At 75.2% G+C, this 11,726-nt stretch carries 9 protein-coding genes; 6 read left to right on the top strand and 3 right to left on the bottom strand.

Annotated elements, in window-relative coordinates:
* Window positions 1-128: 128 nt before the first annotated feature.
* On the bottom strand, window positions 129-1,751 hold the full coding sequence (locus ACWEJX_RS27975) for a hypothetical protein (RefSeq protein ID WP_451610184.1): 1,623 nt from the start codon (window positions 1,749-1,751) through the stop codon (window positions 129-131).
* Between the two features lie 37 nt (window positions 1,752-1,788).
* Window positions 1,789-1,983: a hypothetical protein gene (locus ACWEJX_RS27970; RefSeq protein WP_389213023.1), complete on the bottom strand. Its 195-nt coding sequence runs from the start codon at window positions 1,981-1,983 to the stop codon at window positions 1,789-1,791.
* 367 nt (window positions 1,984-2,350) lie between these two features.
* On the opposite strand from ACWEJX_RS27970, the gene ACWEJX_RS27965 reads away from it, so the two are divergent.
* From ACWEJX_RS27965 to ACWEJX_RS27955, 3 genes are all read left to right on the top strand, one after another.
* On the top strand, window positions 2,351-2,749 hold the full coding sequence (locus ACWEJX_RS27965) for an ankyrin repeat domain-containing protein (protein WP_451610183.1): 399 nt from the start codon (window positions 2,351-2,353) through the stop codon (window positions 2,747-2,749).
* A 241-nt stretch (window positions 2,750-2,990) separates the two neighbouring features.
* On the top strand, window positions 2,991-4,412 hold the full coding sequence (locus tag ACWEJX_RS27960; RefSeq protein ID WP_451610182.1) for a HEAT repeat domain-containing protein: 1,422 nt from the start codon (window positions 2,991-2,993) through the stop codon (window positions 4,410-4,412).
* 224 nt (window positions 4,413-4,636) lie between these two features.
* Entirely contained in the window at window positions 4,637-5,776 is a 1,140-nt protein-coding gene (locus ACWEJX_RS27955) for a glycosyltransferase family 4 protein (protein WP_451610181.1), read from the top strand.
* Here the strand turns inward: ACWEJX_RS27955 and ACWEJX_RS27950 are convergent.
* Window positions 5,734-6,066, bottom strand: coding sequence for a hypothetical protein (locus ACWEJX_RS27950; RefSeq protein WP_451610187.1), 333 nt, complete (start codon window positions 6,064-6,066; stop codon window positions 5,734-5,736). The genes ACWEJX_RS27955 and ACWEJX_RS27950 overlap by 43 nt on opposite strands.
* 39 nt (window positions 6,067-6,105) lie before the next feature.
* Here ACWEJX_RS27950 and ACWEJX_RS27945 point away from each other — a divergent pair, with 39 nt between their 5' ends.
* The 3 genes from ACWEJX_RS27945 to ACWEJX_RS27935 are packed head-to-tail and all read left to right on the top strand — an operon-like array spanning window position 6,106 to window position 11,719.
* A complete protein-coding gene (locus tag ACWEJX_RS27945) occupies window positions 6,106-7,233 on the top strand; it encodes a glycosyltransferase (RefSeq protein WP_451610186.1) in 1,128 nt (375 codons plus the stop codon).
* Complete coding sequence (locus ACWEJX_RS27940; protein ID WP_451610180.1) at window positions 7,230-8,117, top strand: SGNH/GDSL hydrolase family protein; 888 nt, start codon at window positions 7,230-7,232, stop codon at window positions 8,115-8,117. Before ACWEJX_RS27945 ends, ACWEJX_RS27940 begins: the two co-directional genes overlap by 4 nt.
* A complete protein-coding gene (locus ACWEJX_RS27935) occupies window positions 8,114-11,719 on the top strand; it encodes a hydantoinase B/oxoprolinase family protein (protein ID WP_451610179.1) in 3,606 nt (1,201 codons plus the stop codon). Before ACWEJX_RS27940 ends, ACWEJX_RS27935 begins: the two co-directional genes overlap by 4 nt.
* The last annotated feature ends 7 nt before the right edge of the window (window positions 11,720-11,726 follow it).

Raw genomic sequence — 11,726 nt, 5'->3', positions numbered from 1 at the left:
TTGTTGACTCCGGGCGGCCTCCCCGGCAGTGCTGTCGATGAGGGCGGCCGCACCCATGACGGTGCGGCCGCCCTCTTCGTATCCGACATCCGGGATCCAACATCCCGGATCCACTGTCCGATCCGGCCTCAGCCCTCCGCCGGCACCGGCGACGGCACAGCCGCCCCCGGCTCCTTGCGCAGCGTCGGGGCCGTGTCCGCGTCCAGGTCCGGCTCCAGGTCGAGCTCCGGGGCCGAGCCCGCGGCCGTCCGCCGCTCGGGGAGCAGCTCCAGAACGGCCTGGCGGTGCGCCTCGCTGGTGGCGTCGTCGTACGGGTCCGGCGTGGCGGGCACCTGGAGGCGGAGTACCGGGCCGGTGCCGAGGCGGGCGTAGCCGCGGCCCGGCGGGACGTCGGGGACCGGGGTGGTGTGCGGGCGGGTGCCCAGGACCGCGGCGATCTGGTCGGGGGCGGCGGGGCCGAGCACGACCCGGGCGCGGGTGTGGCTCCGTACGGTCTCGGTCAGCGCGTCCAGGCTGTCGAACTGTTCCGCGATCACGACGGTGACCTGGGCGGCGCGCCCGTGCCGGAGCGGCAGCTGGAGCAGGTCCTGCGGGTCGGGGCGGCCGTCGGCGGCGGCGAGGTCGCCGAGGACGCTCGGCCGGTCGAGCAGGATCCACAGGGGGCGCCGGGTGTCCTCGGGGGCCGGGTGGCCGGACTGGCGGGCCCGGTTGGCGGCGACGAGCCGGCGTTCGGTCTCGTGCGCGGCCCACTCCAGGCTGGCGAGGGCGCCCGTGAGGCCGCACTCGACGGCGAGGACGCCGTCCCGGCCGACGAGGCACGCGTACTCGCCGGTGCCGCCGCCCTCGATGACGAGGACGTCGCCGTGCGGGAGCGCCTGGAGCGCGATCGAGCGGAGCAGGGAGGTGGTGCCGCTGCCGGGCTGGCCGACGGCGAGCAGGTGGGGCTCGGTGGAGCGGGGGCCGGTGCGCCAGACGACGGCCGGGGCGTCCTCGGTGCCGTCGGAGGCCCGGACCGGCACGGTCCGCTGCACGGCGTCGGCGTCGGTGAAGCCGAGGACCGTCTCGCCGGGCACGGTGACGAAGCGCTGGGCGGCGATGGTGGTGGGCAGGGCGGGCAGCACCCGCATGGTGAGCCGGTTGCCCTCCTCGTCCCACTCGAAGAGGTACTCGCGGCCGCGCCCCGACTTGGCGTGCAGCAGCTGCTCGACGCGCGCCCGGGCGGTGGGCTCGCCGTCGGGGAAGTACGGGGGGTAGGAGATGCGCAGCCGGGTGAGCCGCCCGTCCTCGTCGAAGGCGTGGTCCGCGAAGGCGGCGGCCCAGTCGCCGCCGTGCGCGAAGAGCGGTTCGGGGTCCTCGGGCAGCGACAGGTAGGGCACGAGGGCCTCGTAGAGGCCCTTGAGCCGGGCGACCTCGGCGTCGTCGGGCCCGGTCTTGACGACCGGGCGCTCCCGCCCCTGCCAGGCGGCCGCGCCCATCAGCGCGACGAGCGCGAGGAGCGGTCCGTACGGCACGAGGGCGACGACCAGGACGCAGGCCGCGACCAGGAACAGCGTGGGACCACGCCGCTCTTTGGGGGTCGCGGCCCACTTGGCGCGCGCGGTCGCGGCCAGCTTCCGCAGACCACGCGAGAGGGTGATCAGCGGATGGAGCACGTCGGTGGCACTGTCGGCGGCCGTGCGCGCGATCTCTCGGCTGCGAGCGATCTGTGCGGTGCCGCTGCTCAGAATGCGGGGGAGTGGTCGCCGGGCCACGTCGTACTCCTGAAGGGGTGGAAGGGGTGGAGAGGCGTCAGAACTTGATCCCGCCGAGGAGGCTGGCGAGGCTCTGACCGCCGGCGGTGATGCTCGGCGCGATGGCGGTGCCCGCCAGGTAGAACCCGAAGAGCGAGCAGACCAGCGCGTGCGAGACCTTGAGGCCGTCCTTCTTGAAGAACAGGAAGGAGACGATGCCGAGCAGGACGACGACTGAGAAGGACAGGATCATGAGCGGTTCTCCTGGTTGAGGGGACAGTCACGATGAGTCCTTCCAAGTTCACGGCAAGTATCTATATGACTAAAGGTGCAAATGGGTGAATCGTTCGCGTTTTCACTTGACCGGCGGATGCCGGGTACCTCTCCGGGTGGCGAATCGCATGGTTTGCGGTAGTGCGCCCCGCCGTCGTGGACCGCGATCATCCTTGCCGCGGACACGCCGCCTCATGTCGTGTCGCGGGCAGTACCCTGTCGATTCACTCGTACGGCCGCGCTTGCCGTGCGTCGCAGGTCAAGCAGGTAGCAGGCAGCAGGCGGCAGGCCGGGCAGATGGCAGGCCGGGCAGGCAGCAGGTCAAGCACGAAGGGCGGTTGTGAACCATGAGCGAGAACGAGACCCCGGACCCCGAGGTCGTCGAGCTGGCCTCCAAGGTCTTCGACCTCGCGCGCACCGGCGACGCGGTGACCCTCGCCGCATACCTCGACGCCGGTGTCCCGGCGAACCTCAGCAACGAGAAGGGCGACTCGCTCGTCATGCTCGCCGCGTACCACGGCCACGCCGAGGCCGTGACCGCCCTGCTGACCCGCGGCGCCGACGCCGACCGCGCCAACGACCGCGGCCAGACCCCGCTCGCCGGCGCCGTCTTCAAGGGCGAGGACGCCGTCGTCCGGGCCCTGCTCGCCGGCGGGGCGAATCCGGAAGCCGGGACTCCGTCCGCCGTGGACACCGCGCGGATGTTCGGCAAGACCGAACTCCTGGAACTGTTCGGAGCTCGGTGAACGCGGGCTGAACCCCAGGTGAGACGGTGCCGTAAATGTGGTCGCGGTGGCGAAATGGGTGGGTCATCATGACGTCGGGCCCGGATGGGGCCACCGACGAGAGGCAGAGGAAGATGGTCACTGGCAAGCGCAGGACGACGGGCGGCCCGACATGTTGCCGCACGGCCTAGGCGAACAGCCTGACCCGGTTCATCCCGGATTCCCCCCGGTCGTGTCGACAGCTTGATGTGAGGCGTCTTCCATGTTCGATCCAGTCATAGCGCCGAGCGGCACCCTGCTCGGCCTGCTGCAGCGGGGCCGCGGCGACGGCACCCTGCACGCGCTCGCCGCGCCACGTGCCGAGGCCCTCGCGGCCCTCAACCACTGCGTTCTCGACGACCCCCGCCAGGACTGGCGGGTCGAGAACCGCTCCCTCTACTACGCCCGGCTCTACCTGGACCTCGCCGGAGGTCTGGAGGAGATCGAGGCGCACCTCTTCGGCGCCGAGGACCACCTCGACGACGAGGAGTCCAGGACCGGGCTCGCGCTCTCCGTCCTCGGCCACCTGGCCTCGTACGGACGCCAGGACGCCCTGCTGCTCCTGCGGCGCTACGCCGCCGCCGGGACCAACTGGGCCTGGGCCCTGGACGAGCTCGCGCTGCGCGACGACGACGCGGGCCTGCGCGCCCTCGCCCTGCCCGTGCTCGCCCGCTTCCCGGCCACCCCCGAGGGCGAGGCCGAGCTCGCCGCCACCGTCCGCGACGCCTACGAGCCGCGGCCCTGGCGGCTGTGGGCCGAGGACCCGCGCGAATCCGTGGGCGCCCGCATCCGGGCCGCCCGCGAACAGGGCTCCTTCGACCGCTGGCAGCGGCAGCTGACCCCGACCGGGCCGCGCCCCGGCTGGAGCGTCCGGGCCGTCCTCGACTGGGCCCAGGAGGGCCACGAGCGCGGCGCCGAGCTGCATCTGCCCGCCGCCCGCTGCCTGGTCGCCGTCGCCGGCCCGGAAGACCGCGCGACGATCCTCGACGCGGCCCGCAGCGGCCCGGACGGCGCCCGCTGCGCCGCCCTGCACTACCTCGCCGAGGCCCAGGACCCCGCCGTCCTCGACCTCGTCGAACTCGCCGTCAACGACGGCCCGCGCACCGTCGCGGACGCCGCCGTCACCGCGTACCGGAGGATGAGCGGCGAGGCCGCCGTCGACCGCGCCCGCGGCTGGATCCACCGCCCCGACGCGCTCGGCGCCGCCGCGGCCGGGACGCTCGCCTGCCGCGGCGGCTCCGAGGACTCCCCCCTCGTCCTCGGCGCCCTCCGCGAGACGATCCGCTCCCAGGGCCCCGACGCCCCCGCGCTCTACCCCCTCGTCGACGGCGCCGGCCGGCTCGGCATCGCCTGCGCCGCGCCCGTACTGCGCCACGTCTACCGCGAGACCGCCTCCTCCGAGCTGCGCGGCCGCACCGCCCGCGCCCTCGCCGCCACGGACGCCGGTTTCCCCACCGGCTTCGCCGTCGAATGCCTCTGGGACTGCGAGGAGACCACCCGCGAGGTCGCGGCCCTGCACGCCGAGACCGGTGACGTCCGAGTCGCCGAGCGACTGCGCCGCCTCGCCGTCGACCCCGCCGAGGAGGCGGAGGTCCAGACGGCCGTGCGCCAGCGGATAGGACCGGACCTGGACCTCCAGGTCTAGGGCCCGTCCGGCGGATCAGGGTCGGCCAGGCCCTGGGGTCCGCACGCCCCGCGGGGCTCCGCCCTTCCGCGATACGACGGGGGTGGCCGATTTCCGGCCACCCCGGCGGCCGCGCGGGCGTCGGCGTGCCCTGTTCCCTCGGCGCGGTAAACGCTCATGGGACGTTCCCTCCCCGTCCAGATCCACTTTGATGGGGACACGCCGAACGCGACGAGAACACCCGTATGCGTGTCGTCATCGTCACCGAGTCCTTCCCGCCCGATGTCAACGGGGTGGCCCACACCGCCCTGCAGACCGCCCGCCACCTCGTCCGCCGCGGCCACGACCCGCTCGTGGTCGCCCCCGCCGCCCCGGCCCCCGTCACCGCCGCCGCCGACGACCCGGACGCCGCCGCACCCTGCCCTGTCGTGCGGGTGCCGTCGCTGCCGCTGCCCGGCTATCCGCAGGTGCGGGTGGCGCTCCCCAGCCGCCGGGTGGCCCATGCCATCGCCGCGCACCGCGCGGACATCGTGCACCTGGCCGGCCCGTTCGTGCTCGGCGTGCGCGGGATGAGCGCCGCCGCCCGGCTCGGCCTGCCGGCCGTCGCCGTCTACCAGACCGATCTCGCCGGCTATGCCCGTACGTACGTGGGCGGCGGCGAGTCCACCGCCTGGCGCCGGCTGCGCGCCGTGCACGGCGCCGCCGACCGGACCCTCGCGCCCTCCACCGCCGCCGCGCGCGACCTGGAGGCGCACGGGATCGGGCGGGTCCGGATCTGGCGGCGCGGGGTCGACACCGCGCGCTTCCGGCCGGAGCTGCGCGACGCGGCGCTGCGGCGCGAGCTCGCGCCGGGCGGGGAGACGCTCGTCGGGTACGTGGGGCGGCTCGCGCCCGAGAAGCGGGTGGACCTGCTCGCGGCGGTGTGCGGGCTGCCCGGGGTACGGGTCGTGGTCGTCGGCGACGGCCCCAGTGAGCCGGGGCTGCGGGCGGCCCTGCCCGGCGCCGTCTTCCTGGGCCGCCGCACCGGCGACGAACTCGCGCGGATCTTCGCCTCGCTCGACGTGTTCGCGCACACCGGCCCGTACGAGACGTTCTGCCAGACCGTGCAGGAGGCCATGGCGAGCGGCGTCCCGGTCGTCGCGCCCGCCGCCGGTGGCCCCCTCGACCTGGTCGCCCACCGCCGCACCGGACTCCTCGTCCCGCCCGAGGACGCGGGCGGGCTGCGCCAGGCCGTCGCCTCGCTGGCCGCCGCGCCGACGCTCCGGGCCGCGTACGGCGGGGCCGGGCGCGCCGCGGTCGAACGGCGCACCTGGGAGGCGGTCGGCGACGAGCTGATCGGCCACTACCTGGAGGTGCTGCGGGAGCGGACGGCGGTGGCGGCGTGACCGACACCCGCCACGACTCCCCTCGCGGCCACCAGCACCAGCACCAGCACCAGCACCAGCACGGCAACCACCAGGGCGGCCAGCCGGCTGACCGCGACCGTCACGGCGAGCAGCCACGCGACGGCGAGCAGCACGGCAACCACCAGGGCGGCCAGCCGGCTGACCGCGACCCTCACGGCGAGCAGCCACGCGACGGCGAGCAGCACGGCAACCACCGGGGCTGCCGGCCAGGCGACGGTACGCGGCACGGCAACCGGCACGGCGAGCGGCAGGGCGCCAGCGAGCAGCACGGCGAACGTCGCGGCGCTCGCGACGGCGGCGGGGGGCCGCTGCGGATCGTGCGGCTCGCCAACTTCGTCACCCCGACCTCCGGCGGCCTGCGCACCGCTCTCGACCAGCTCGGCCGCGGCTACCTGGCCGCCGGTCACGAAGCCGTCCTCGTCGTCCCCGGCGACCGGTCGGACGACCGGGAGACCGCGCAGGGCCGGGTGATCACCCTGCCCGGCCCCGAGCTGCCCGGCACCGGCGGCTACCGCGTCCTCGCCGACCGCCGCCGGCTGCGCCGGCTCCTGGAGGAGCTCGCCCCCGACCGCCTGGAGGTCTCCGACCGGACCACCCTGCGCTGGACGGGGGAGTGGGCCCGGCGCGCCCGGGTGCCCTCCGTGATGGTCTCCCACGAGACCGCCGACGGCGTGCTCCGCACCTGGGGCCTGCCGGCGCCGTTCGCGGCCCGGGCGGCCGACCGGCTCAACCGCCGCACCGCGTGGGTGTACTCACGGATCGTCTGCACCACCGAGTGGGCGGAGCGGGAGTTCGTGCGGATCGGGGCGCGCAACGTCGTCCGCGCGCCGCTCGGCGTCGACCTGGACCGCTGCCGGCCCGGGCGGCGCAGCGCCGTCCTGCGGGCGCGGTACGCGGACGGGGAGCGGGCGCTGCTCGTGATGTGCTCCCGGCTCTCCGTGGAGAAGCGCCCCGGCACCGCCCTCGACGCCCTGGCCGTGCTGCGCGCCCAGGGGCTGCGCGCCGCGCTCGTGGTGGCCGGTGACGGGCCGCTGCGCGGCGCCCTGGAGCGGCGGGCCCGGGAGCAGCGGCTCCCGGTGCGGTTCCTCGGCCATGTCGGCGACCGCGAGGAGCTGGCCGACCTCCAGGCCGCGGCCGACGTGTGCCTCGCCCCGGGGCCCGCGGAAACGTTCGGCCTTGCCGCCCTGGAAGCCCTCGCCTGCGGCACCCCCGTCGTCTGCAGCGCCTCCTCCGCGCTCCCCGAGGTCGTCGCCGACGCGGGCGCCTGCGCCGTCGACGACCCGGTCTCCTTCGCCCGCGCCGTCCGCACGCTCCTCGCCCGCGACGAACCCGTCCGCCGGGCGACCGCCCGCGGCCGCGCCGAACTCTTCTCCTGGTCGCGCGCCACCGCCGCCTTCCTCGCCGCCCACGACGCCCGCCAGGAGGCGCCGCGATGACCGCCGGCCTCTCCGGCGTGGAGGAGAAGGCCGCGCCGCCGCACGAACCCCGGACCACCTGGTTCGTCGTGCTCGGCGACTCCCTCAGCGAGGGCGTCGGCGACCGCGTCGGAGACGCCTGGCGCGGCTGGGCCGCGCTGCTCGCCGAAGGCCTGGCCGGCGAGCACGGGCGGGTCGCCTTCAGCAACCTCTCGTCGAGCGGGGCGCAGAGCCGGGACGTCGCCGAGACCCAGCTGCCCGCGGCGCTCGCGCTGCGGCCCCAGCTCGCGTCCGTCGTCGTCGGCGTCAACGACACCCTGCGCCGCACCTTCGACATCGGCCTGCTCGCGCGCCGCCTCGACCGGGTCTGCGCCGAACTCACCGCGACCGGCACCGTACTGCTCACCGCCTGTCTGCCCGACCCCGGGCGGATGCTCGGGCTGCCCGCGCCGCTCGCCCGGCCCCTCGCCCGCCGGCAACGGGCCGTCAACGCCGTAACGCACGAACTCTCCGCCCGCTACGACGCCGTCCACCTGCACCTCGACGCGCCCGCCTGGACCGACGACCGCACCCTGTGGAGCGCCGACCGGCTGCACCCCGGCGAACGCGGCCACCGCACCATCGCCGCCGCCTTCCACACCCTGCTCCGCGAACGTGGCCTCGCCCACGGCGCGCCGCCCTCCCGCGAGCCCCGGCAACCGCCGCCCACCCGCGCCGACGCCGTCTTCTGGCTGGCGACGGCCGGCACCGCCTGGGTCGTACGCCGCTGCGGCGACCTGCTGCCCCAGCTCCTCGTGCTCGCCGCCACCGAGGTCCGCCACTGCGCCACCGGCACCCGCGACCGCCTCGACGCGCGCGCCGACCACGCCCTCGCCCAGGCCCTGGCGGCGACAATGAGGGCATGACCGGACGCTGGGAGTTCTGGATCGACCGCGGCGGCACCTTCACCGACGTCGTGGGCCGGCGCCCCGACGGGCGGCTCGTCACCCGCAAACTGCTCTCGCACGATCCCGCCCGGCCCGACGACGCCGCCGTCGCCGGCATCCGGCTGCTGCTCGGCCTCGACCCCGGCGAGGCCGTGCCCGCCGACCGGGTCGACGTCGTCAAGATGGGCACCACCGTCGCCACCAACGCCCTCCTGGAGCGCCGCGGCGAACCCACCGTCCTGCTGATCACCCGCGGCTTCCGCGACGCCCTCCGCATCGCCTACCAGAACCGCCCGCGCCTCTTCGACCGGCACATCGTGCTGCCCGAGGCGGTGTACGCGCGCGTGATCGAGGTCCCCGAACGGGTCGACGCCCACGGCGGGACCGTCACCCCGCTCGACGAGGACGCCGTCGCCGCCGCCCTGGCCGCCGCCCACCGCGACGGGCTGCGCTCCGCCGCCGTCGTCCTGCTGCACGGCTACCGCCACCCCGCCCACGAGACCCGCGTCGCCGCACTCGCCCGCGCCGCCGGCTTCACCCAGGTCAGCTGCTCCCACGAGGTCAGCCCGCTCATCAAGCTCGTCCCGCGCGGCGACACCACCGTCGTCGACGCCTACCTGTCGCCGATCCTGCGCCGGTACGTCGACGAGGTCGCCCGTGAACTCGCCGGCATCCGCCTGATGTTCATGCAGTCCAACGGCGGCCTGCGCGAGGCCGCGCACTTCCGCGGCAAGGACGCCGTCCTGTCCGGTCCCGCCGGCGGCGTCGTCGGCATGGCCCGCACCTCCGGACAAGCGGGATTCGACCGGGTCATCGGCTTCGACATGGGCGGCACCTCCACCGATGTGTCGCACTACGCGGGCGAGTTCGAGCGTGAACTCGGCACCCAGGTCGCCGGCGTGCGCATGCGCGCCCCGATGATGAGCATCCACACCGTCGCCGCCGGCGGCGGCTCCGTCCTCCACTACGACGGCAGCCGCTACCGCGTCGGCCCCGACTCGGCCGGCGCCGTCCCCGGGCCCGCCTGCTACCGGCGCGGCGGCCCGCTCACCGTCACCGACGCCAACGTGATGCTCGGCCGGATCCAGCCGGACCACTTCCCCGCCGTCTTCGGTGACGACGGCGATCAGCCGCTCGACGCCGACGTCGTCCGCGAGAGGTTCACCGCCCTCGCCGCCGAGGTCGGCGGCGGCCGCACCCCCGAGCAGGTGGCCGCCGGCTTCCTGGAGATCGCCGTCCTCAACATGGCCAACGCCGTCAAGAAGATCTCCGTCCAGCGCGGCCACGACATCACCCGCTACGCCCTCACCAGCTTCGGCGGCGCCGGCGGCCAGCACGCCTGCGCCGTCGCCGACGCGCTCGGCATCGACACCGTCGTCGTACCGCCGCTCGCCGGTGTCCTCTCCGCGTACGGGATCGGGCTCGCCGACGCCACCGCCATGCGCGAGCGGTCGGTCGAGGCCGAACTCGACGCCGACGGCACCGCCGAGCGCGTCGACCGGCTGTGCGCCGAACTCGCCGACCGCACGAGCGAGGAGCTGCGCGCCGACGGACTCCCCGACGAGGCGATCACCACCCGCGCGCGCGTGCTGCTCCGTTACGCCGGAACCGACGCGAGCCTCGCGGTGCCCCTCGCCCCGGCGGAAGAGATGAAAACCCGGTTCACAGCCCTCCACCGGGAGCGGTACGCCTTCACCATGGACGTGCCGGTCGTCGTCGAGGCCGTCTCCGTGGAGGCCGTCGGCACCGCCGGACCGCACGGGCCCGTCGTCGTCCCCACAGGGGCTTCCGAAAGCAGCCGCGAGGGCGCCCCGACGGCCCGCGCCACCCTCACCATGTACAGCGGCGGAGCGCCCGCCGACACCCCGCTGCACCGTCGCGAGGACCTTCGCCCCGGCGACACCGTCACCGGCCCCGCGATCCTCGCCGAGGCCGACGCCACCACCGTCGTCGACCCCGGCTGGGCCGCCACCGCCGCCGAAGGCGGCCACCTGCTGCTGCGCCGCGTCACCCCGCGCCCCCCGCGCACCGCCGCCGGCACCGACGTCGACCCGGTCCTCCTGGAGGTCTTCAACAACCTCTTCATGGCGATCGCCGAGCAGATGGGCGTGCGCCTGGAGAACACCGCCCACTCCGTCAACATCAAGGAACGCCTCGACTTCTCCTGCGCGCTCTTCGACCCCGAAGGCAACCTCATCGCCAACGCCCCCCACATCCCCGTCCACCTCGGCTCCATGGGCGAGTCCATCAAAGAGGTGCTGCGCCGCAACGAGGGCGGGCTGCGCCCCGGCGACGTGTACGCCATCAACGACCCGTACCACGGCGGCACCCACCTCCCGGACGTCACCGTCGTCACCCCCGTCTTCGACGACGACGGCACCGAGCTCCGCTTCCTCGTCGCCTCCCGCGGCCACCACGCCGAGATCGGCGGCATCACCCCCGGCTCCATGCCCGCCTTCAGCCGCACCGTCGACGAGGAGGGCGTCCTCTTCGACAACTGGCTCCTCGTCCGCGACGGCAGGTTCCGCGAGGCCGAGACCCGCGCGCTGCTCACCGGCGCCCCCTACCCCTCGCGGGACCCCGACACCAACCTCGCCGACCTGCGCGCCCAGATCGCCGCCAACGAGAAGGGCATCGAGGAACTCCGCAAGACCGTCGCCCAGTTCGGCCTCGACGTCGTCCACGCCTACATGCGGCACGTGCGCGCCAACGCCGAGGAGTCCGTGCGCCGGATCGTCGCCGGGCTCCACGACGGCTCCTGCCGATACGAGACCGACGGCGGCGCCGTCATCCGGGTCGCCGTCCGCGTCGACCGCGAGCAGCGCTCCGCCGTCCTCGACTTCACCGGCACCTCACCCCAGCAGGACGGCAACGCCAACGCGCCCACCTCCGTCGTCATGGCCGCCGTGCTCTACGTCTTCCGGACCCTGGTCGCCGACGACATCCCGCTCAACAGCGGCTGCCTGGAACCCCTCGACGTCCGCGTCCCGCCCGGCTCCATGCTCGCGCCCGCCCACCCCGCCGCCACCGTCGCCGGCAACGTCGAGACCTCCCAGGCCGTCACCGGCGCGCTCTACGCGGCCCTCGGCGTCCAGGCGGAGGGCTCCGGCACGATGAACAACGTCACCTTCGGCAACGAGCGCACGCAGTACTACGAGACCGTCGCCAGCGGCTCCGGCGCCGGCGACGGCTTCGACGGCGCCGACGCCGTCCAGACCCACATGACCAACTCCCGGCTCACCGACCCCGAGATCCTGGAGTGGCGCCACCCCGTCCGCGTCGACTCCTTCGCCGTCCGCGAGGACAGCGGCGGCCGCGGCCGCTGGCACGGCGGCGCGGGCGTCGAGCGCCGCATCCGCTTCCTGGAGCCCATGACGGTCGCCCTGCTCACCGGCCACCGCCGCGTCCCCCCGTACGGCATGGCGGGCGGCGAACCGGGCGCGCTCGGCGCCAACACCGTGGAGCGCGCCGACGGCACCGTCGACCGCCTCGACGGCGTCGACACGACCGACGTCGGCCCCGGAGACGTCCTCGTCGTCCGCACGCCCGGCGGCGGGGGCTACGGCCCGCCACCGCTGTGAACCGGGT

Source organism: Streptomyces sp. NPDC004788 (assembly GCF_053601115.1).
Note: the sequence above shows the minus strand (reverse complement) of the source record. Positions and strands in the feature narration are given on the sequence as shown.